This window comes from Polaribacter sp. ALD11 (assembly GCF_002831685.1).
GTDB lineage: Bacteria > Bacteroidota > Bacteroidia > Flavobacteriales > Flavobacteriaceae > Polaribacter.
The window spans coordinates 806118-827968 of record NZ_CP025119.1; the positions used below are offsets into that span (position 1 = coordinate 806118).

At 28.2% G+C, this 21851-nt stretch carries 21 protein-coding genes; 3 read left to right on the forward strand and 18 right to left on the reverse strand.

Features of this window, described 5'->3' with window-relative positions; genetic code table 11:
• The 8 genes from CW731_RS03510 to CW731_RS03545 all read right to left on the reverse strand — a co-directional run bounded on the left by CW731_RS03510 (position 1) and on the right by CW731_RS03545 (position 7631).
• Complete coding sequence (locus CW731_RS03510) at positions 1–948, reverse strand: glycosyltransferase (RefSeq protein ID WP_100945429.1); 948 nt, start codon at positions 946–948, stop codon at positions 1–3.
• Positions 941–1939: a glycosyltransferase family 2 protein gene (locus CW731_RS03515; RefSeq protein ID WP_100945430.1), complete on the reverse strand. Its 999-nt coding sequence runs from the start codon at positions 1937–1939 to the stop codon at positions 941–943. Before CW731_RS03515 ends, CW731_RS03510 begins: the two co-directional genes overlap by 8 nt.
• Entirely contained in the window at positions 1936–2892 is a 957-nt protein-coding gene (locus tag CW731_RS03520; RefSeq protein WP_100945431.1) for a glycosyltransferase family 2 protein, read from the reverse strand. Before CW731_RS03520 ends, CW731_RS03515 begins: the two co-directional genes overlap by 4 nt.
• Positions 2892–3803 (reverse strand): glycosyltransferase, encoded by a 912-nt coding sequence (locus CW731_RS03525; RefSeq protein WP_100945432.1) that lies wholly within the window; start codon positions 3801–3803, stop codon positions 2892–2894. Before CW731_RS03525 ends, CW731_RS03520 begins: the two co-directional genes overlap by 1 nt.
• Before the next feature lie 8 nt (positions 3804–3811).
• Complete coding sequence (locus CW731_RS03530) at positions 3812–4552, reverse strand: DUF1796 family putative cysteine peptidase (RefSeq protein WP_100945433.1); 741 nt, start codon at positions 4550–4552, stop codon at positions 3812–3814.
• A 189-nt stretch (positions 4553–4741) separates the two neighbouring features.
• Positions 4742–5506 carry a class I SAM-dependent methyltransferase gene (locus CW731_RS03535; RefSeq protein WP_100945434.1) on the reverse strand — a complete coding sequence of 255 codons (765 nt, stop codon included), beginning with the start codon at positions 5504–5506 and terminating at the stop codon, positions 4742–4744.
• A gap of 12 nt (positions 5507–5518) precedes the next feature.
• A complete protein-coding gene (locus CW731_RS03540) occupies positions 5519–6757 on the reverse strand; it encodes an ABC transporter ATP-binding protein (protein WP_100945435.1) in 1239 nt (412 codons plus the stop codon).
• A gap of 1 nt (position 6758) precedes the next feature.
• Positions 6759–7631: an ABC transporter permease gene (locus CW731_RS03545; protein ID WP_100945436.1), complete on the reverse strand. Its 873-nt coding sequence runs from the start codon at positions 7629–7631 to the stop codon at positions 6759–6761.
• A 105-nt stretch (positions 7632–7736) separates the two neighbouring features.
• Here CW731_RS03545 and CW731_RS03550 point away from each other — a divergent pair, with 105 nt between their 5' ends.
• Complete coding sequence (locus CW731_RS03550; protein WP_100945437.1) at positions 7737–8195, forward strand: GNAT family N-acetyltransferase; 459 nt, start codon at positions 7737–7739, stop codon at positions 8193–8195.
• A gap of 95 nt (positions 8196–8290) precedes the next feature.
• Here CW731_RS03550 and aroQ read toward each other — a convergent pair whose 3' ends face one another.
• The 3 genes from aroQ to CW731_RS03565 form a co-directional block, all read right to left on the reverse strand.
• Positions 8291–8704 (reverse strand): type II 3-dehydroquinate dehydratase, encoded by a 414-nt coding sequence (gene aroQ, locus CW731_RS03555; RefSeq protein ID WP_100945438.1) that lies wholly within the window; start codon positions 8702–8704, stop codon positions 8291–8293.
• Positions 8705–8782: 78 nt separating this feature from the next.
• Positions 8783–9286, reverse strand: coding sequence for a transporter (locus CW731_RS03560; RefSeq protein WP_100945439.1), 504 nt, complete (start codon positions 9284–9286; stop codon positions 8783–8785).
• 104 nt (positions 9287–9390) lie between these two features.
• Entirely contained in the window at positions 9391–10308 is a 918-nt protein-coding gene (locus CW731_RS03565; protein ID WP_100945440.1) for a hypothetical protein, read from the reverse strand.
• Positions 10309–10356: 48 nt separating this feature from the next.
• Between CW731_RS03565 and CW731_RS03570 the strand changes: the two genes are divergently transcribed.
• Together CW731_RS03570 and xerD are read left to right on the forward strand one after the other, a co-directional pair.
• On the forward strand, positions 10357–10728 hold the full coding sequence (locus tag CW731_RS03570) for a TM2 domain-containing protein (RefSeq protein ID WP_100945441.1): 372 nt from the start codon (positions 10357–10359) through the stop codon (positions 10726–10728).
• 64 nt (positions 10729–10792) lie between these two features.
• Positions 10793–11689, forward strand: a complete 897-nt coding sequence (xerD, locus tag CW731_RS03575; protein ID WP_100945442.1) for a site-specific tyrosine recombinase XerD — start codon at positions 10793–10795, stop codon at positions 11687–11689.
• A 49-nt stretch (positions 11690–11738) separates the two neighbouring features.
• Here xerD and CW731_RS03580 read toward each other — a convergent pair whose 3' ends face one another.
• The 7 genes from CW731_RS03580 to CW731_RS03610 all read right to left on the reverse strand — a co-directional run bounded on the left by CW731_RS03580 (position 11739) and on the right by CW731_RS03610 (position 21764).
• Positions 11739–12848 carry an alkaline phosphatase family protein gene (locus tag CW731_RS03580; RefSeq protein ID WP_100945443.1) on the reverse strand — a complete coding sequence of 370 codons (1110 nt, stop codon included), beginning with the start codon at positions 12846–12848 and terminating at the stop codon, positions 11739–11741.
• Positions 12849–12852: 4 nt separating this feature from the next.
• Positions 12853–14442, reverse strand: coding sequence for a metallophosphoesterase family protein (locus tag CW731_RS03585; protein ID WP_100945444.1), 1590 nt, complete (start codon positions 14440–14442; stop codon positions 12853–12855).
• Between the two features lie 71 nt (positions 14443–14513).
• Positions 14514–15992 (reverse strand): SusD/RagB family nutrient-binding outer membrane lipoprotein, encoded by a 1479-nt coding sequence (locus tag CW731_RS03590; protein ID WP_100945445.1) that lies wholly within the window; start codon positions 15990–15992, stop codon positions 14514–14516.
• A gap of 5 nt (positions 15993–15997) precedes the next feature.
• Positions 15998–19147 carry a SusC/RagA family TonB-linked outer membrane protein gene (locus CW731_RS03595; RefSeq protein ID WP_100945446.1) on the reverse strand — a complete coding sequence of 1050 codons (3150 nt, stop codon included), beginning with the start codon at positions 19145–19147 and terminating at the stop codon, positions 15998–16000.
• Between the two features lie 228 nt (positions 19148–19375).
• Positions 19376–20941 (reverse strand): ribonuclease Y, encoded by a 1566-nt coding sequence (gene rny / locus CW731_RS03600; RefSeq protein ID WP_100945447.1) that lies wholly within the window; start codon positions 20939–20941, stop codon positions 19376–19378.
• Between the two features lie 228 nt (positions 20942–21169).
• Positions 21170–21460: a cell division protein ZapA gene (locus tag CW731_RS03605; RefSeq protein ID WP_100945448.1), complete on the reverse strand. Its 291-nt coding sequence runs from the start codon at positions 21458–21460 to the stop codon at positions 21170–21172.
• Positions 21461–21473: 13 nt separating this feature from the next.
• Positions 21474–21764: a hypothetical protein gene (locus CW731_RS03610; RefSeq protein WP_100945449.1), complete on the reverse strand. Its 291-nt coding sequence runs from the start codon at positions 21762–21764 to the stop codon at positions 21474–21476.
• Positions 21765–21851: the final 87 nt, after the last annotated feature.

The window sequence follows — 21851 nt, forward strand, 5'->3', positions numbered from 1 at the left end:
TTATTCTAAAAATTTATAACCTTTTTTAAAGATACTAAATACTATAAAACCAAAAATTGTTTTCAACACCCCAATTATATCAAATGAATTAAGCTGCTTAATAAGAACCTTTTTTAAAAAAAATATTTTTTTATTATTATTTTCAACCATTGCTAGTCTAAAAAAAAAATTATACCTTTTTTTAATAAATTCTTTTAAAATTTTTGGGTTAGCTTTTTTATTAACTTTAAGTAATTTAACATGTTTTTCCCTTGCTTTAAATTCAGATAAAACTTCGATGAAATTTAGTTTTCCAATTTCATGGGATAAAGAGTTTTCATGAACTCTATAATAAATCAGTGGAATTTTAACATATTTAATATTTGGTTTTTGATATAACATTCTTAAATTAAAATCCCAATCATCTAAATTACTTATTGTTTCATCTAATAAGAATTCTTGTTTATCTAAAAAAGATTTTTTCCAAAGAGGACCAGAAATGTAAAAAACTACTTTTCCTGTTAAATAATCTTCAATTAAATTTTCAGAATAAATTCTGTTTAATTTTGTTTTTGAATTATTACTAAACTTTTGAATTTCGCAAACTATAACATCGATATCTTCTGTGTTTTTTTTTACTAATTTATCTATATAATTTTCTTTATATAAATCATCACTATCAAACCAATTTATAAACTCTCCTTTACTTAATTTGAAACCATAATTTCTACAGCTATTTGCCCCTTTCATCTCACTATCTGGGCGTTGATAATATTGAAAACGATTATCATTCTTACAATAATTGGTAAGTATTTCACTTGTATTATCTACACTGCCATCATCTACAACAATACATTCCCAATTTGTGTATGATTGTGCTAATATGCTATCTAGAGTTTCTCTAATTAAATGAGCTCTATTATAAGTTGGAATTATAATTGAAACTAAAGGCTGTATAATATCACTCATTAACTATTTTATTTTTAATATATTGAGTAGTTCTATAATAACCTTTTTTATTGTGAAAAAATTTATTTAAGAGTATTAAAAAATAAAAATAAAAAAATTCTTTAAATGACAATTTAATTTTTTTATTAATTAGATTTAATGCTTTTCGTACATTTTTTAATTTTGTTCCTTTAGAAATATTAGATCTAAAGGTTAAAAACAATCTAACTAAAATACTATTTCTATTATTTAGAATTTGTACAGAATCTAAAATTGAAAACATAGTTTTAGTATACTCATAATAACTATTTAGAATATTTTGTTTTCCTATTAAATTATCATACTTCTTAATATTACTAAGTTCCATTCTATAATATGAATCTGTAATATCTATTGATTTATATTTAAGTTTTAAATTTGCTAAAACTCTAACATTAAATTCATCATCCTGAAAATTATGCATATTTTCATTAAAACAAATTTTATTTTTAATTAATTCACTTTTAAAGATCGGTCGACTAACTTGCCAAGGAAGTACGCTACTAAAAAGAAACTCTTCAATTGTTTTTTTATTTGATAAATTTATACTTTTTCTATTTTTATCTAGATAACAATTTGATTCTTCTATAAAATGCCCCATAGAAAAAACTAAAAAATCATACTCCTTATAATTTTTAAATGTGTTAACTCTATTTTCTAAACAGGTTATGCCCATTAAATCATCGCTATCAAAAAAAATTATAAAATCTCCTCGTGTATGTTCTATACCGTAATTTCTACATGCGTTTGCTCCTTTTAACCTACTATTAGGTCTTTGTAATAAGATAAATCTATCATCTTTTTTAGAAAACTTTAAAATTTCAACAAAATCATTTTTAGAACTGCCATCATCAACAATTAAACATTCCCAATTTAAGTACGTTTGATTTAATATAGACCGTAACGTCTCCCTTACAATTAAGTATCTGTTAAAAGTCGGAATAATTATTGACACTAACGGATTTTTCATCATTTCCTAAATTTATATATTAATGGTAAAAACTTTTTCCTTTGTATAATCAAAGGAAAACTTTTAAAAAATAATAGTGATTTAATACAGGTTGGATTCATTATTAACAATTTAAACCAATATTTTATTTCTATAAATAAATTTTTAGAATCTAACTTTCGGTACAAAAACAAACACCTTAAAACAGCATCTATTTTATTAATTGGGTAATTATTTTTAATTACCCAATTTAATAATGAATGATACATTTCATATCTATAAACTTTATACAATTCTTCATTTGAAAAGCTATTATCTTCGTGAACTCCCCGAATAGCCAAAGGAGTATCTATTACCCCGCTAACTAATGTAGCTTTTAAAGCCATTTTTAAAATTAGCTCTGTATCTTCAGCTACAACTAAGCTCTCTGAAAAATATCCAGTTTTATCAAAAATCTTACTATTTACTGTTAAGCCATCAATTGAAAAGTAATTTTTAGTTCCTAATAATAAAATTTCAAATAACTCTCTAGAATTAATAGCCTCTTTAACAGTTGTTAACTGTAACTGTTTTTTTTCGTTTTGATTAGCTTCTCTATAAAAATGAACCCCAATTGCATTATAAACACCATCAATATTTTCATTTTTCTCAAAAAGTAATAGGTCATTTTTAAATCTATTTTCAAGATAATAATCATCTGCATCTAAAAAAGCTATATAATTACCTGTAGATACCTTTATTCCTAAATTTCTACTGGCAGAACGTCCTTTATTTAATTTATTTGTGTGATGAACCACTTTTAATTTAGCTATCTCTTGTTTTAATCTATCTAATATACGTTGAGTTTCATCTGTACTTCCATCATTTATAACAATAACTTCTGTAACTTCAGGTTGTATAACAGCTGAGTGAATAGCTTTTTCTATAAAAAGTTCTCCATTATAAACAGGTATAATAACTGATAATGAAAATATCATTATTTTAAGTTTTTATATTTAGCAATATACATACGTCTTATAAATTTTATCATAGAAACATATGCTCCAATACGAAATAATTGAAAAGTAATATATAAAATATTTTTACTGTTAATTTTATGCTGCTCTTTTAATTGTATACCAAATTCTAACAAAAACTCAATTTTTTGATTTTTACTAAAAAAAAACAACTTACTATATACCAGGTATTTAAAAAACAGATGGCGGGCTTTTTTTTTCAAAAAATAATTAGAATTTTGCCCAGAAATACTAACATTTGTAACTCTTACTGAAACAATTGAATCATTAATTGTATAAATATTTTTAAAATTTGAAAAATCTAACCATGCTCTATCATCTGAGTACCAAGCTAAAGGATATTCGAAAAAATTATATTTTTTATATACTTCTCTTCTAAAAATATGTTCTGATAATGAGCTCCTAGAGTTTCCTTTATACTTTCTAAAAAAAGAATCACTTGCTAATTCTATTTTTGGATGATGAAAATCTGAATACTCTTTTAAAGGCCTACTAAAATTATCAATGTATCTTGATGCAAAACGTATTACATCTATATTATTGCTATTAATTTCTTCTATATTATCATAAAACGCTGAAACGAAATTAATATCTAGAATATCATCATCTCCTAAAATTTGAATCCATTCTTCATTTTTAGTCATTTCTATACAACGCTCCCATTGCTTGACCAGAGAAATACTTCCTAAATTAGTTTCGAATTTTTTATATATAAAATTAAATTTATATTTTTTTAACAATAATAACGGATCATTATTACTAGCATCGTTACCTATATAAACTATGAATTTTTTATTTGTTTGATCAGATAATGAATCTAATGTTTCTTTAAAATATTGGTAATTATAATATGGAATTACGATTGCTAACATTAACTGTTTTAATTTATTTTATGCTTTTTAATTATTATTTTAGGAAAAATAGGATAAATACTAATCCCGATTTTTCTAATAAAAGCTGTGTATTTTTTTTCATCTCCCCATATTCCGAATAGCTTTTTTTCTCTAATATATTTAATAATTCTAATATTTTTATCAAAAAATTCTAGTTCATCTATTAACTTGTCACAAAATAATTTATTTTCATCCTGAGTTTCATCATACCTTAAATAAATAATTAAAATATCCTTTCTTTTAAGAATATTTTGAAACTCTAATACTGAATTTAAAAAAAACTTTACTTTTTCATTACTATTTATACTTTCACTTGTAACTGTATTTAAAAAATAAATTGGTTTTGTTTTAATTAATTTGATAAAATTAATACAGCGATTTTGAATTTTTACTTGTAATTTTTTATTAATAATTAAATCGTCATAATGATAAAATATCGAGTATTTAAATTTATTTGAAAATACCTTACCTTCATTGTCTTCTTTTAAGTCTCTAAGAAAAAAATTAAATTTATTAACAATATTTTCATATGCATACTTTATGCTATAAATAGGTTCTGTGTCTAACCAGTCAAATGGTAAGCTTTGTTTTCTTAAATTTAAAATTTCCAGCATATGCGCAGGGTGACAATCACAACCAATTGGTATAATTGTTTTTAATGATTTCCAACGCTTATTAAGAATAATATCGTAACAATGTTTTTTGGTGATTTTTAATTTAATTTTCACAAATTTATTAATACTAATTCTTATTTAACTTTAATATTACTTTTCACATAGAGGTTCTTTTTTAATTTCTAAATCTAATTTATCTATCTAACTTTAAGGGATAATTATTGTACAATATATACTTTAATTTTTTTATGCTTTGGTCACTAATAAATTATATTTTAAAATCTATTATAGTTATAGAGCCTTCTAAAAGTTTGTTTTTTCTTTAAATTCATCAAAAGACATTAAATTTAAGCTATCTTCTCTATTCTTTTCTAAAATTTTATATTCGAAAAAAGGGTTGTCAACGTCAGTAAATTTACCTAAATCTTTTGTTTTAGAAATTACTCCTATTCCCCAATCTGTATCTATACAACAAGAATAATAATCTTTTCTTTTTCTGAAATTAAAGAAAGCTTTCCATGTTGTTCCATTCCAATAACCTTTAGATGGAGATATTCTGTATTCGTAACTTTCACTGGCATGAAACTCTGTAGGTGGGTTACAATCATGTAGAACAATAAACCCATCTTCTTTTATAAATTGTAACGAATTATCAATATCTTTTTTTACTTGTTCTGCTAAATGTAGCCCATCAATAAATATTACATCAAACTTAATATTTTTAGTTAAAATCTCTCCATTTTTAAGCTGTTCAAAAAACACATCGCTAGTAACCTTAAAATCTACAAGGTTTAATATATTTTCTAAACCTGGGTCAACACTATATTTTAAGTTTGCATTTATTTTATTATAATTATCATCAGGGTTTCTAACTCCTATTTCTAAATAATTAGTATCTCTTTTAAGTCCTTTCAAAAGATAATTTATAACATCAAACCTATAAGGTGTTTTTTTTATTTCTAAATTAATCTTAAGGGTTCCGTTTTTATGATAAAAATTATTAGAATAAGCATAACCTAGATCATACCTTTTTTTTGCTTTCTTTATTTTATTAATTATTTTCCTCATGCTATTAAATTATTATAACCATTCAAAATCACCAAAAACAACTCCATGATTAAATGAACCGTGAACAGTAAAAGGAGAAAGGTCGTCTATTACATTAAATGAGCAAACTGATAATAAAGTATCAAATCTCTCTGTTTTAGGTATGTGTAAATAGGAATCCAATTTATAGTTTCCTTTGGCTAAAAAAAACTTACTAACACGTAATTTATATATATATCTATTTTTATCAATTAATTTTTCTGCAGAAAAAACTCTAGACTCATTACTTTGCATAACAATTACAAAAAGAGAGCTATTTTCTTTATATTTATTAATTCCTATTTCTACTTCAATATTAATATATTCAGAACACGCATAAGATTCTTTTGTAATTGAGTTATCATCATATACTTTAATTGATTTAAAATATAACTCTTTTTTATTTTCAGTTTTTGACAAACAGAAGTTAAGTGGTGCATTTATTGCTAAGTATTCATTTACAATATTTTCGGTTTCACCAATATTAGATATTTTTCCGTTATTTAATAATATGCTTTTAGTACAAAGACGCTTTATACTTCCCATATCATGGCTTACAAACAGCACCGTTCTTCCATCTTTCCCAGAAATATCCTGCATTTTACCAATTGCTTTCTTCTGAAACTCAGCATCACCAACAGCTAAAACTTCATCTATTACTAAAATATCTGGTTCTAAATGTGCCGCAACGGCAAACGCTAAGCGTACTTTCATTCCGCTAGAATATCGTTTTACAGGCGTATTTATATAACGTTCGCAACCAGAAAAAGAAACAATTTCGTCTAACTTCGCTAAAATCTCTTTTTTAGTCATACCTAAAATGGCACCATTTAAGAAAATATTTTCTTTACCAGTCATTTCTGGGTGAAATCCTGTACCCACTTCTAATAAAGAAGCGATTCTTCCTTTAGATTTAATGGAACCTGTAGTTGGTCCGGTAACTTTAGAAAGTATTTTTAATAACGTAGATTTTCCTGCCCCATTTTTACCTATAATTCCTAAAACTTCTCCTCTCTTTACTTCAAAACTGATGTCTTTTAAAGCCCAAACATATTCCGAAGTACTTTTTGAAGCTCTATTATTAGATGCTCCAATTTTTAAATACGGATCTTCTTTTCCTCTAATTCTAGCTAAAAATCGATTAAAATCATGACTAATAGTTCCTGTACCCACAGTTCCTAAACGATATTGTTTAGAAATATTTTCAACCTTTAAAATAACATCTTTACTCATATTAAATAGTGTCTATAAAAGTTTTTTCTGTTTTGTTAAAAACTAATAATCCCAAAAAGAAAATTACTATTGTAAAAATAGATGTATAGATAATTCCAAATGTAGAATAAGTACCGTCATTTAATAACATAAATCTTCCAAGCTCTATGAGGTGAGCAATCGGGTTATAATCTACAACCCAAGAGTAATCAATCCCTCCATCTATATTTATTAATTTCTCTCTCATTAAATCTAATGGATACATTACAGCTGATAGATACATTAACAATTGAACACCAAAAGAAACTAAAAAGGTTAAATCTCTATATTTTGTAACCATAGAAGAAATAAGCATTCCTAAACCTAAACCCATCATTCCCATTGCGATAATTAACAGCGGAAAAAATAAGATATATGCATTAGGAGTTATTTCATATCCTGTTAAATAATAGTATAAATAGAAACAGATAAAAATAAAAATCTGAATTCCGAATTTCAATAAATTAGAAATTACAATAGACATAGGCATTATTACCCTCGGAAAATAGACTTTTCCAAAAATAGCTTCGTTCTTTTTAAAGGTATCAGAGGTTGCTGTTAAGCATTCTTTAAAATAGTTCCAAATAGTTACACCTGCTAAATTGAATAAAAAAGGAGGTACACTTCCTGTTGAAATTCCTGCTATATTATTAAATACTAAAGTAAAAATTACAGAGGTAAAAAGTGGCTGAATTAAGTACCATAAAGGACCTAAAATGGTTTGCTTATATAAAGTTACAACATCTCGCTTTACAAAAAGCATTAGTAAATCTCTATATTGCCAAACTTCTTTTAAATTTAAATCGAATAAATTGTTTTTGGGGGATATTTCAAAAAGCCATTTATCTCGCTGCATGAATTGTTTTAATTTTAACAAAGATAATTTTTTTTATGATTTTTTGATGTTTCCTCTATTGTTTAATTTTTCCTTTATATTTTTGATGCAATTTTTTAATACATCATGAACTTAGAAATAATTCCTTTTGAACTAAAATATTCTAAAGACTTTTACAGGCTAAATGTTGAATGGTTGGAAAAATATTTTTACGTAGAACCTTATGATGATAAAGTTTTAAGCAATCCTAAAGAGTATATTATTGATTCTGGAGGTTACATTTTTTTTGTGAAAGATGAAAATAAAATTATAGGTACTGTGGCCTTAATTAATCAAAAAACTTATTTTGAGTTGAGTAAAATGGCAATTCAACCAGACTATCAAGGTTTAAAAATCGGACAAAAATTGATTGCACATTGTATCAATTTTGCAAAAGAAGAAAATTGGAATAGCATTACATTATATAGTCACAGAAAATTAGTTCCTGCAATTAATTTGTATAAAAAAGTGGGTTTTGTAGGAGTTCCTCTAGAAAAAGAGGTTCACTACGAAAGAGCCAATATTAAAATGTTATTTGAATTTTAATTAAATGCCGTGTTTATAAAATAGGTTTTGACCACGTTCAACCAGATTATTTTTAAATTAAAAGGACAACATTTTAAAACAAATTTAGGACTAGACTAGAGAAAACTCTGAATCGCCAAATCATATCCTTTTAAACCAAAACCAAACAGAACTCCACTTGCGTTTGGCGAAACATAACTGTGTTGTCTAAATTCTTCACGTGCATGAATATTAGAAATATGAACTTCTACCACCTTGGTTTCAATACTCTTTATAGCATCGCCTATAGCAACAGATGTATGAGTATAAGCAGCTGCATTTAAAATAATTCCATCAAAACTAAAACCAACTTCATGTAGCTTGTCTATAATTTCTCCCTCTATATTCGTTTGATAATAATACAGTTCTACATTCTCAAACTGTAATTGTAATTCTCTAAAATACTCTTCAAAAGTTTTAGAACCATAAATTTCTGGTTCTCTTTTTCCTAAAAGGTTTAAATTTGGTCCGTTAATAATTATAATTTTCATATTTCAAAAATACATTTTTTTATACAAAAAAACGGAAGCTAATTAGCTTCCGTTTTTTAAATATACTTTACTTAACTATTAAAGCCCGAACATTACTCCTAAACTAACATTAGAAATGTTTGTTCCATCATTACTTATTCCAGAATAAGAAAGATTAAGTTGAGTAGTTCCTCCTATTTTGTAACCTACAATTGGTCTGTAATAGAAACCACCATCATTATTCTCATCAAGACCAACAGCATACCCAATGTTTGCTCCTACAACAAATTTCTCTGAAACATTAAATCTTGCAGCACCAGAAATTGGTAAAAAAGAAGCATCAGAAACCTCTAAAGTTCCGCCTCCTATTAAGTCAACATCTTTTCCGAAAAAGTGACTATACTGTACAGATGGACCTAAAGTGAAGCCATCTGCTACAGGAAACATGTAATTTAATTCTGCTCCTAATGTTAAATTTGAAATATCACTTGCATCTCCTGTTGGTACACCAATATTAAAACCACCGTTTAAAACTCCTTCTTGTGCATTTAATTCCCCTAAACTTGCAACTGCTAAAAACGCAATAAAAAATACTTTTTTCATAATTATAATTTTAGATTTATTTTAAATTCTTCAACAAAAGTAGATTTGTTTTTATTCAAGATTGTGCTCAATAAATATTAAAATTAACTCAAATGATTTGATAGCTATTTAGGTTGTTTTTTCACTTTTAGTCTCACTACGTTTATAGCAGCTTCTTTACCTTCTTCTAAATCTGCAACAACCTCATACTCACGCCTGAAGTCATATAATTTTAGTTTAGTCGTATTTGTTTTTAGTTTCCCTGAGTTGACTGTTATTATTTTGATTAAATTATTTTTGTCGTCCAAATTAACAATTATTGTTTTCTTTTTCTTTTTTACTGTGTAATTTTCTAAAATCGGAATGTCATTTTTTAATATTGTTATAATGTCTCCATCTTCTTTCCCATAATCCCATACCTCCATTTTCATTTTGCCTGTATATACAAAAACCGAAACTTTTTCACCTGATTTAATTCTAGTTTCACTAAACTTCTTTAAATAATTTTCTGGTTTAATTTCTGCTTTTACTACACTATCTATCTTTGTTATTTTTTCTATTTTTAGAATTTTTTTATATAATTTTTTAACTTTTTTCTCGACAAATTTTGTACTAACTAATTTTATTTTTCCGGTAGCACAAGTATCTCTATCATCATAAATACCTATAAATTCTCCTTCTAATAATTTCTTTTTTGAATCTCCTTTAAATTGTCCTTTAAAACTGACAAAACAAAACTCGTCTGGCAAAAATTTAGATTTAGTGTATAAAATATCACTCTCTTTAAATTGAATATTTTTGTTCTTCGGGTTATAATATCCTCTTATATAAGATTTTGTTTCATTTTCACCAGAAAGATCTGTGTAAGAATACCCTTCAATAAAACCATTATCACTTGAGTTAAATACAATTTTATATGAGATTAACTGCTTAGAATCTAAAACTAAAGCACCAAGTAACTCATAATCAAACTTCTTTGATTCTTGAGAAAATTGATTAAAGAAACTAAATAAACTAATAATTATTAAAATACTTTTATTCATCGAAATCTTATATATTTGAAGCAAATAACTTAAAAAAAACCAAACTTTATGAAAAAATCATTAACTATTTACACATTATTATTTGCGTTCTTTGCATTTTCTTTTAATACGCACGCTTCTTTTCCTGTAAAAAAGAATAAAGAAATTGTAGAAGTTCTTAAAGACAATAAAGTTGAAAAGAAAGAGGTTACCAGTTTCGCAAGTGTTGCGAACTCGGGGAAAAGCCAAGTTACTGCTTTACTACTTTCTATTTTCTTAGGAGGTTTAGGTATTGACAGGTTCTACTTAGGTTATAATTTACTTGGTGTTCTTAAATTGATAACATTAGGAGGTTTTGGTATTTGGTATATTATTGACCTTATTATGATTATTACTGGAGATTTACAACCTAAAAACGGAAGCTATTCTAAGACACTTTAAAAATATTTTACAGTTTTATAAAACCACCCAAATGGGTGGTTTTTTTATTTAGTAAATTTACCAGATGAATTGGCAAAACGCAATTAAAGATTATCAAATGTATTTAAAGATAGAAAGAGGCCTATCTAAAAATACAATTGATAGTTATTCTAGAGATTTAGAAAAACTTTGTCTTTTTCTAGATGAAAATGAGATTAACATCTCTCCTATTGCTATTGATGGTATTATTGTAAAGCAATTTATCTACGATATTGCAAAAAAAGTAAACCCAAGAAGTCAGGCAAGAATTATTTCTGGTTTGCGTAGTTTTTTTGATTATTTAGTTTTTGAAGATTATAGAGAAACAAATCCTACAGATTTAGTAGAAACCCCCAAAATTGGTAGAAAACTACCAGACACTTTAAGTCAAGATGAAATTGATGCACTAATTGCTGCCATCGATTTAAGTCACTCTCAAGGAGAGAGAAATAGAACTATTTTAGAAACAATTTACAGTTGTGGTTTGCGCGTTAGTGAAGCTATCTCTTTAAAAATTTCAGATTTATTTTTTGAAGAAGGTTTTATACGTGTACTCGGAAAAGGAAATAAAGAAAGGTATGTGCCTATACATACAGATGCACAGAAGTATGTTTTAATATATGAAAAGGAAATAAGAAGTTATATTAAACCAAAAAAAGGATTTGAAGATACCTTGTTTTTAAATAGAAGAGGAAAAGGTTTAACGCGTCAAATGATTTTTATGATTCTAAAAGATTTAGCGTTTAAAATCGATTTGAAAAAGAAAATAAGTCCGCATACTTTAAGACATTCTTTCGCAACTCATTTACTACAAAATGGCGCAGATTTAAGAGCCATTCAACAAATGTTAGGTCATGAAAGTATTACAACAACAGAAGTATATGTACATGTAGATAAAACGTATTTAAAAGATGTTGTAGAAACTTTTCATCCTAGAAAATAAAAAAAGACCTTTAAAACTTAAAGGCCTTTTACAATACTTACATTTTATACTATTTTATAAATGTAAAAGGTTTTCCTATAGAATCAGTTGGAATTTCAATATCCAAAATTTTTGCAACAGAAGCTGCCACCTGATTTGTATATAATTGTTCATCTGAAACAATTTCCCCTTTTGCTTCAATCTTATTTCCAAAAGCAATAACCCAAACTTGGTCTGTATTTTCTATTGAATTCCCATGATGTTTCCAAGTAGCCAAAGGCTCAGTTCCTCTACCATGATCTGTTGTAATTATAAAAGTAGTTTTCCCTTTATAGAAAGCATCTTGTTGCGTGAAATTCCATAATTTTTCTATAAATTCATCGGTTCTTTTTGCTGATTTTAAATACGCATCATATTCCCCGTCATGTGCAAAATCATCTGTTTCTCCGTAAGAAATATAAACTAATTTTGGATGTTTCTTTTTTAAAGTTTCTACAGCAAATTGATGTGTAAAAGCATCTAAACGAACACCACCCCAAGGACTTGGAATTTCATCTTGCAATTCATTTAAGAACCTTTCTTTTTCAGTTAAATCAGTTCCTTTTGCCTTTCTAAACCCTGCATTTACATACAAACCACTTCTTTCCTCATTAACAATAGAAGGAAAAACATCCCAACTACCAAAAGCTGCTACTTTACCTTTATATGCATCCGTTTTTTCTGCAATTTCTAAAATAGTTTTGTTCGGATTTGGCGTTTTACTATTGCTCGTTATTCTTTTATCATCTGCTTTACCTGTTAAAATTTCGTTGTAACCAGGATATGAGAAATGCATTCCGTTTGTTAAGTTCATTTTACTTCCTTCCCAACGGTTCCCATGAATTTGCCCCATTTTAGAAACTTCATTCCAGATAAAAGGAAACAAAACAGCTCTTCTTTCTTTAGCTGATTCTTTCCAAAACTGTTTTTTCAACTCTTTACCATTGCCAACATATTCTTTGTTTTCTACCAATAAAGAATCTGCACCAGAAAACAATTCTTGCCAACGCAAACCATCTAAAGTGATAACAAATACTTTTGATGAATCATCTTTAACTACCGCTTTTTCTTCTTTTTTTTCTGAGTTACAAGCGGCAAATACTAATAAAAATACTACGGATACTAATTTTATACTTTTCATTATTTTATTGTTTTATTGTTTTAAATGTTTTTATTTCTGACCAATTACTCCAATTTAAAAACTGATCTCTGTAACGAACTCTCACATAATAAACAGTATTGTTATTTAGCTTTCTGTCTAGAGTTTCATCTGTTAAATCGTCATTTTTTTGTCTATTTTCTTTGTAATACCAGTTTTCATGCTGTTTCCAAGAATCATATACTTTTTTAGAAAAATCTTTAGTAGTTGCAACTTGCCAATTAGCACCTGCATGAAAAGCACCTTTCTTTTTACTTTTAAAAGTACTTGCCTTTAAAAGTACTTTATAAATTGGTTTTTCTTCTTTATTTAAATCTGTTAAGATAGGTGTATTTGGTTGAATCGTTTTCTTATAAACAGTAATACTGTCTCTTAATTCATTATTTCTAAACTCAATATTATTTCCTCTACTAATTCTTTTCAGGGTAAAAGAAGGGTTTTCTTTATCTGTATTTATTGTTGCTAATACAAAACCGTATTCATCTTGGGTAACCGTAAATTCATCATAATCTCTTCCTTCAAATTCGCCCCAATTATCAATAGCACCACCAGCAGAAGCTACATTTACCCAAAGGTGCTTGTGTTCTTTAGATTGCCCTCTAGAATACCCATGTGTATGTCCGAAAAAGTGCAAACTAGGCTTGTTGGTTTTATTGGTAAAACCTTCTAATAACTTCACTACTTTTCCTGTAAAATCTTCTTCTCCTGGAATCCATAATTCAGATTTATGAGGATGATGCAATTGTGCAAAAACAAAATCGATTGCATCATTTTTTGCTGTTTCCTCTAACAATTTAGCTAACCACACCAATTGTTGTTTTATATCTTTATAACCATTATTAGAGTCTAAACCAATTACTCTTGTATTTGCATAATCTTTATACCACCAATGTTCTGCATATTCCGGACTTCCATTTTTTGGAAGGCTAAAGTATTTAAAGAAATAATCTGAATTTTTTTCATGATTTCCGGGAACAGGATATACAGGTACTTTAGAAAATAATTTTTCTGATTGCTTAAAAAAATCATCTTCCCATTGCTTAAATTTTGTTCCATTTTCTACCAAATCTCCAGGAATTAAAACCATCGCAAGGTTTTCTGAGATATCTCCTTCAAAATTTTTATCAAAATATGCTAAAACCCCTTCTTCAACAATTTCTTTAAACTTTGTTGGATGCTGCCAATCGTTTTGCATATCGCTCATAGCAACTAAATTTATTTCTTTTGGAAAATCTTTAAAAGCGGGGGTTTTAAATTGATAAATGTCTGAAATAGCTTTACCTGTTTGTACTTTATAAAAATAGGTTGTAAACTTTTTCAATCCTGTTAAAGAGACTTCATGTACTCGTTTTTCCGTAAAATTGATATCAAAAGCAATACCTTTTGTATTGTTTTGTAGTTCATTCTTTTTTGTTCCCCAATGCACAACAGATTCTTCACCAAAATTAGTCTGCCACATAATTTTAATAGCATTTGGTTCCGCATCTTGTAAATAGGGAGCTATTTCTATTTTTTGAGCAGACAAAAACTGAGTAACCAAGAATAGACAGCAACTTATAAGTATATTTTTTTTCATTTTATTATAAAATTAAAATAAGACCGTAGTAAAACTACGGTCTTATTATCTTAATATCCTTTTTTATTCTTTTATTTTAACCACCAAGTTAACTCTCTAATTCCGTCATTAGAACCTCCAAATTGTCTTGAAATTGCTTCCTTAACATTTTCTGAATTATCATTATATTCATCTAAAGGATAGATCCACCTTGTTGGTGGCGTATCTGAACCTAAATATGGAAATGCAGGATAACCTGTTCTTAAATGATCAAAATACATTTTCCAACCACCTTGTAAAAAGGAAGTAAAGTATTTTTGAGTGATAATTAATTCTAACTTTTCTGCATTTGAAGTAGCATTTATAAAATTCACTTTAGACCCTGAGATATATTTAACTGCTACTGCTTGTGTGTAATATGCTTCATATCCTTTTGCATATGTTCTATAAAATTCAAAATTAGCTTTAATTCCGTTTTCATAAAATACTTGTGCACTAGTAGAAGGAATCCATCCTTTTACTGCTGCTTCTGCTAAAATAAATTGAACTTCAGAAAAACTTAAAAGGTTGTGCGCTTCTGTTGTTGGGTCTTTTGTATACCTATCATTTACTTTAGAAACTTTTCCAGCAGCAGCAAGCAAGTTTACATCATTATAAGCTGCAATAGGATTTCCTCCTTCGTATGCACTAAAATCATCAGTTGCCAAACCAGCTTCTTTTGCGTTTTTTGTTTGTCCTGAAATAGCAAACAATCTAGTGTCTTCTCTTTCCTTCAACATATCTACAAATGTTGAAGCCATATATAATCCAGAACCATAACCACTAGAATTAAATTCTGTGTATCTAGAATCTACCACATCTACAAATTCTAATCTAGCACTTTCCTCTGGCGCAGAAATAATTGCTTGTGAATTGTAAATTGAAGCAAATTCATTTTTAATATTTAAAGAAGAATTTCCAACTTTTTTAGAAAGTGTTAATAAAACTTTTAGTCTAAAAGAATTTACTAATTTTTTCCACTTACTAACATCTCCCTTAAAGATAGGATCTCCTGTAATGATGTTTCCCCCATTAAGTAAAGAGTTGGCTTTGGTTAACTCATTTAAAACTCCTATAAAAACAGCTTCTTGCGTGCTATATTTTGGTTGAAATAAATCTGCTGTTTCCCCTTTTAAAGCTTCTGCATAAGGCACATCACCAAAAGTTAGGGCTAAATCGTAAAAATAATAAGCTCTAAAAAAATGACCAATACCTTTATAAGAATTATCAGAAATTCTTTCTGCTTCTTCCATCATTTTGGTTACTTGCCTTAAACTATTAAAAGCACCAAAACCTGCTCTATCCCATTTATAAAACTGAGATGAACTTTCACCATCTGTTTGCACAATCATTCTAGAAGCATACATTGCTCCGGTACCTTTTACTTGAAATGCAGATGTTGCAATATTTGTTAAAAGTAAGTCTGGGTGCGTTACTCTTACATTATTAGGATTGTCATTTATATCTAAATCTTCACAAGAAGAAAAAATAACCACCGTTATTAGAAATACTATTATTTTAAAATTTTTCATTTTTATTAAAATTTAAAAGTTAAACCTAAACCTAAATATCTTGTAGAAGGATCTTGTAAATTATCATCATCTCCAAAATCAGGATCGATAATATCGGCTTTCTTCCAAATAAATAAATTGTATCCATTTAAGCTTGCATTAATTTGTTTGAAACCTTCTGCTTTAATAACCTTATTTAAATCGTAACTTAAAGCCACGGTTCTTAGTTTAAAGTATGTTCTATCAAAAACATTTGCAAAAATCTTACTTTCTTTTGATGTTACTTGGGCTCTATAAGGGTAGTTTTGAGACCAAGATTGCCAGCTAACAGGTGTTGTATGTGCTGAATACGTTCTAGTGTCTGAAGTTATATTTCCATTTAAATCTTTTTGAACTGATCCGCCTGTAACATTTACTCCTGTTGGTGTATAAACAGTACCAATACCATTTTTATATTCCGCATCTCTATGAATTGTAGAATTTGGATGCTTACCACCCCACCACATTTTTTCTACAGTTCTAGATCTTAGTAAACCACCCCAAACTCCATCGACACCTACTTTTAAAGAGAAATCTTTATACTTAAAAGTATTTTCTAAGCCTAACCTCCAATCTGGATTCTTATTTCCTATATTTTGTTTGTATGCATTTTTAGTTGGCATACTTGTTTTGCTATCTAAAATTAATTGTCCGTCAGCAGATTTTTCCCAAACTGTTGCATAAAAAGCATCTGTTCTTTCATTTAGTTTTAAATCATTATATTTTTCTGCCCCTTCATCTAATCTTGTTACACGTTGTACTTTTTTACTCCAGTTTGTTAAAACATCCCATCTAAAATTATCATTTTTAATTGGTGTTGCTCTTACAGAAACTTCATATCCATTGGTTGTAAATTGATGTGCATTTTCTTTTCGTGATGAGAAACCAGAACCTAAAGAAATAGGTAAATTAATAATAGAGTCTTCATCTATAGCATTATAATATGCAAAATCTAAACTTATTCTATTATTTAAAAAACCAGCACTTAAACCTAATTCTACATTTGTAGTTAAAGAACCTTCTATGTCTGGGTTTACCAAACCTCCTGGGTAAGATAAAACTGGGCTTCCATTAAACATACCTGCATTGTTATAATAAGAGTTTATTTGATATGCATCTAAAGACCTTTTTACTTGTGCCCAAGAACCAAAAACTTTTAAGTAATTTATAGATTCTGGTAAATCAAACCATTCAGAAACCATTGTACTTAAAGAAACTGATGGGTAGAATAATGAATTGTTGTTTTTAGGTAATACAGAGTGCTTATCAGTTCTACCTGTAAATGTTAAGAATAATTTATTATCAAAATCTAATTCTAACATTCCGTAAACACTATTTACAGATCTTTCAGAAAAATGGGTGTTTCCTTTTATATTTCCTTTTGTATTATTTAAACTATACAATTCTGGCACTATAATACCATCTGTAGCGTTATATTCTTGTTGATATTTGTGATATTCTGAAGATGCACCTGCATTTGCACTTAAAGAAAACCTATCTGAGATATCTTTATTATACGTCATTAATAAGTTATAATCTACATCTAAAGAATTGGTGTTCCATGTTTTATAATCTCCATCTCTTGGATCTCCATAGTTTAAATATGACTTAGGGCTTTCTCTATTTTCAAATCGATCTTTCATTACTGAAGAACCCATTGCTTGCATGCTAAAATCATCTGAAATTTGATAATTTAACTTCAGTTGTCCGTTTAAAACATTAGAATCATATCTCTGATTTAATTCATGCGCAGCAAAATAAACATTGTTATACCATGCGTAATTATAGTTTGCTTGTCTGTACCCTTCTTGACCAGGAATATATCTGTGTTCATTTAATTCTTTCCCATTAACGTCATCTCCCATCCATATTAAAATAGTGTACATGTGATTTTTTGGACCATAACCATGTCTTGGATAATTTGGTGAAAACACTTTATTATAGGCTAGTTTACTGTCTAAAGTTAACTTGTCTGATAATTTAGTTGAAGAGTTAAAAGTTAAACCCCCAGATTTTATACTTGTATTTGGTACTCTACCAGTATGAGATTTATAATTACCCGAAACTCTATAAGAACCTTTCTCAGTAGAATTAGCTACAGAGAAAGAAGTGGTATTCATAACACCTGTTTTTAAGAAGTCTTTTAAATTATTATGATATTTCCAAGGAGTTGGCACTCTAGAATATCTAGATTTATCATCATATTTTGTTCCACTTACATCTCCCCACCATGGTGTAACTTCTCCATTTGTATTATCTAAAATAGGGCTATTCCACTGAGATATTTTTACACCAGGTTCAAATTTTGGTCCCCAAATCATATCTCCATCAGAAATACCACCGTCTTGTCCGTCCCAAAATTCATATTTACCGTTAGAACCGTTTCCGTATGCTGTTTGCGTTTCTGGGAAAACTGTAAAACCAGCACTAACCATTATGTTATGAGCAACTGTTATTTCTAATCCATCAGATTTTTTTCCTTTAGAAGTAGTTATTTGAATCGCTCCATTACCACCTCTATAACCGTACAGAGCAGAAGCAGAAGTCCCTTTTAATACTGTAATTTCTAAAATATCATCTGGTGAAATATCATAGAAATCTGTACTTACAGGAATACCATCTACAACAATTAATGGCGTTTTACCCCTTAAGGTAAAAGAAGGTGCTTGAAATAAACCTGTTGGATTACTTACTGTTAAACCAGATACTTTACCGGTAATTAAACCTGCAACATTGGGCGCTGTAATTTCTTTAACTGCAGCTGCATCTACTTTTTGAGTTGCATACCCAACTTTTTTTTGTGTTCTTTTAATACCTAAAGCGGTTACAATAATTTCATTCAACATATTATCTTCTGGTTGTAGAGTAATAGATATGCTTTTTCTTTTTCCTATTGTAATTTCTTGACTCACATAACCTAGGTATGCTATTTTAATGATACTTTTCTCATTCTTGTACTCTATGGTGAAGTTTCCATCAAAGTCAGACGATGTCCATTTATCTCCATTTATAATATTAACTGTTGCTCCTGGCAATGGACCTCCTGTTTCATCTAAAATTTTTCCTGATAACACTTGCTGAGAAAAAGCAATTGTACTTAAAAAAAATGACATTAAAATTAAAAAATTGTGTTTCATTCTGTAGTTATGTTTGGTTTATTATTAGGCTACAAAGCAAAAACTATTAAGTTAAACTAACGTATAGTAGAGGTTAGCTTATTACATACAATAGTCCGATTAAGCTTAAATTTTAGTTACCTAAAAGGTGTTTTTTCTACAAAAATTAACATTAATTTAAAAATAGAGGCAATAAAAAAACCTTGAGTATATACTCAAGGTTTTAATTTATAATTTTAAAGAAAAGTTTTATTTAGCTACATTCACAGCTCTAGTTTCTCTAATTACTGTTACTTTCACTTGACCAGGATATGTCATATCATTCTGTATTTTCTGAGAAATACTAAAAGATAATTCAGAGGCTTTTGCATCATTCACCTTTGTACTTTCTACCATTACACGTAACTCACGCCCTGCTTGAATTGCATACGCTTTTTGAACTCCTGTAAAACCAAAAGCAATATCTTCTAAATCTTTTAAACGCTGAATGTAAGAATCTAAAACTTGTCTTCTTGCTCCTGGTCTTGCTCCTGAAATCGCATCACAAACCTGTACAATTGGAGATATTAAACTCTTCATTTCAATTTCATCATGGTGAGCACCAATAGCATTACAAACATCTGGTTTCTCTCCATATTTTTCTGCCCATTGCATCCCTAATAAAGCATGTGGAAGTTCACTTTCTTCATTTGGTACCTTACCAATATCATGTAATAAACCTGCACGCTTAGCTACTTTAGAATTTAAGCCCATTTCTGCAGCCATAATTCCACATAAGTTAGCTACTTCTCTAGAGTGTTGTAATAAATTCTGACCATAAGAAGATCTATACTTCATTCTACCCACCGCTTTTATTAATTCAGGGTGCAATCCATGAATTCCTAAATCGATAACAGTTCTTTTACCAACCTCTATAATTTCTTGTGTAATTTGTTTTTCTGTCTTACTTACAACTTCTTCAATTCTTGCAGGATGTATTCTACCATCTGTAACTAATTTATGAAGTGATAAACGTGCAATCTCTCTTCTAATAGGATCAAAACAAGAAAGAATAATTGCATCCGGTGTATCATCTACAATAATTTCTACGCCAGTAGCAGCTTCAATAGCTCTAATGTTACGTCCTTCTCTACCAATAATCCTACCTTTAACATCATCTGATTCTAAATTAAATACAGAAACACAGTTTTCTACTGCTTGTTCTACACCTACTCTTTGAATGGTTCCTAAAACAACTTTTCTAGCTTCTTGTTCTGCTGTTAATTTTGCTTCTTCAACAGAAGTTTGAATGAAAGCCATTGCCTCGGTTTTTGCTTCGTCTTTTAAGGAAGAAACCAATTCTTTTTTAGCTTCATCTGCAGACAGACCAGAAATTTGCTCTAACATATCTACATGACGTTTATGCATTTTATCTAACTCGTCTTCCTTTTTCTCAAGAAAATCTAATTTTTGATTGAAGTCTTTGTCTTTCTGCTCTACAGAACGATTTAATTTTTTATTCTTATCTACCTCAGAAGCAACTTGAGATTCTCTATCTCTAATGCGTTTTTCAACATCAGAAATTTTCTTTTCTCTACTTAAAATCACTTTTTCGTGCTCAGATTTTAGCTCTATAAACTTCTCTTTAGCTTGTAAAATTTTATCTTTTTTTATTGCATCTGCATCAATTCTTGCTTCCTTAATAATAGAGGTCGCTTCTTTTCTTGTAGCATTTAACAATTTTTTTCCTTTAGATTTTTCAATCACTTTTGCAATGATAAAACCAATTGCAATTCCTATAATTCCCACTATAATGGGAAGTAACATTCCGTCCATAATTTAAATTTAATGTATAAAAAAAGCCTACGATAGTTTGGTTTTTTAAACTCCATTATGGTTATTTATAGGACTAACTAACTGTTCAAGGATCCACTTGATACTAAAAAATTTAGTAGCTATGGCTTGCTATAGTAGTTAAGACTCATCCTTCATAATTGAATCGTGTTGAGTTTAATAAACAATTTACTAACGTAGGCAGTGTGTTGTTAATGTATTTTAAAGAACTTATTTTAAATGAGTATTAACCAAATTAGTTAACTCCTTTAATTTATTTATAGTTTCAGCACTTTCAGAGCCCTTTTCTAATGTAGAAATTTCCAGTTTAGAAGCAAATTGTAATGCACACATTGCTAAAACATCTTGTTTATCGCTTACTGCATAATTTTGTTCATAAGTAGAAATTAATTTATTAATAGCTGTTGCCGCTTTACGCATCCCTTCTTCTTCTTTCGTGTTATTCACACTTAAAGGATAGTTTCTACCAGCTATTACTATTTTAATTTTTAATTTTTCCACAATTTAAAGAACTTTATTCTTGTAACTGAATAATACATTTATCAATTTCTCGAATTAATGTATTTATTTTGAGTTTTGTATCTCTTGTATCTGTACCACTGCCATCTATAGTTTTTGCAATTTTAAGTAAATCGTATTCTTTTTTTTGACTTGCTATTATTTGCGCTTGCTCTAATATTTTTTGTTGAAAATTAGTAGAACTTTGAAGCAGAATTTCATTTTCTTTTTTCAAAAATTCATAATTAGAAAGCAAGCTTTGTAACCTATCTTCCAGTAAATGAATTGCTTCTAAGGTAATACTCATAAAATTATTAGAATAAAACTATATTTACAAAGTTAACATTCTGTTTTAAATATTACAACATTTAATTGCTATTTTAATAATACGCTG

Excerpts from the sequence above, each read along its gene's own strand:
- CW731_RS03550 (WP_100945437.1), top strand. The coding sequence starts at position 7,737 with ATGAACTTAGAAATAATTCCTTTTGAACTAAAATATTCTAAAGACTTT.
- CW731_RS03545 (WP_100945436.1), bottom strand. The coding sequence starts at position 7,631 with ATGCAGCGAGATAAATGGCTTTTTGAAATATCCCCCAAAAACAATTTA.
- rny (WP_100945447.1), bottom strand. The coding sequence starts at position 20,941 with ATGGACGGAATGTTACTTCCCATTATAGTGGGAATTATAGGAATTGCA.
- CW731_RS03510 (WP_100945429.1), bottom strand. The coding sequence starts at position 948 with ATGAGTGATATTATACAGCCTTTAGTTTCAATTATAATTCCAACTTAT.
- xerD (WP_100945442.1), top strand. The coding sequence starts at position 10,793 with ATGAATTGGCAAAACGCAATTAAAGATTATCAAATGTATTTAAAGATA.
- CW731_RS03565 (WP_100945440.1), bottom strand. The coding sequence starts at position 10,308 with ATGAATAAAAGTATTTTAATAATTATTAGTTTATTTAGTTTCTTTAAT.
- CW731_RS03520 (WP_100945431.1), bottom strand. The coding sequence starts at position 2,892 with ATGATATTTTCATTATCAGTTATTATACCTGTTTATAATGGAGAACTT.
- aroQ (WP_100945438.1), bottom strand. The coding sequence starts at position 8,704 with ATGAAAATTATAATTATTAACGGACCAAATTTAAACCTTTTAGGAAAA.
- CW731_RS03595 (WP_100945446.1), bottom strand. The coding sequence starts at position 19,147 with ATGAAACACAATTTTTTAATTTTAATGTCATTTTTTTTAAGTACAATT.
- CW731_RS03515 (WP_100945430.1), bottom strand. The coding sequence starts at position 1,939 with ATGATGAAAAATCCGTTAGTGTCAATAATTATTCCGACTTTTAACAGA.
- CW731_RS03560 (WP_100945439.1), bottom strand. The coding sequence starts at position 9,286 with ATGAAAAAAGTATTTTTTATTGCGTTTTTAGCAGTTGCAAGTTTAGGG.
- CW731_RS03580 (WP_100945443.1), bottom strand. The coding sequence starts at position 12,848 with ATGAAAAGTATAAAATTAGTATCCGTAGTATTTTTATTAGTATTTGCC.
- CW731_RS03610 (WP_100945449.1), bottom strand. The coding sequence starts at position 21,764 with ATGAGTATTACCTTAGAAGCAATTCATTTACTGGAAGATAGGTTACAA.
- CW731_RS03570 (WP_100945441.1), top strand. The coding sequence starts at position 10,357 with ATGAAAAAATCATTAACTATTTACACATTATTATTTGCGTTCTTTGCA.
- CW731_RS03535 (WP_100945434.1), bottom strand. The coding sequence starts at position 5,506 with ATGAGGAAAATAATTAATAAAATAAAGAAAGCAAAAAAAAGGTATGAT.
- CW731_RS03585 (WP_100945444.1), bottom strand. The coding sequence starts at position 14,442 with ATGAAAAAAAATATACTTATAAGTTGCTGTCTATTCTTGGTTACTCAG.
- CW731_RS03540 (WP_100945435.1), bottom strand. The coding sequence starts at position 6,757 with ATGAGTAAAGATGTTATTTTAAAGGTTGAAAATATTTCTAAACAATAT.
- CW731_RS03590 (WP_100945445.1), bottom strand. The coding sequence starts at position 15,992 with ATGAAAAATTTTAAAATAATAGTATTTCTAATAACGGTGGTTATTTTT.
- CW731_RS03525 (WP_100945432.1), bottom strand. The coding sequence starts at position 3,803 with ATGTTAGCAATCGTAATTCCATATTATAATTACCAATATTTTAAAGAA.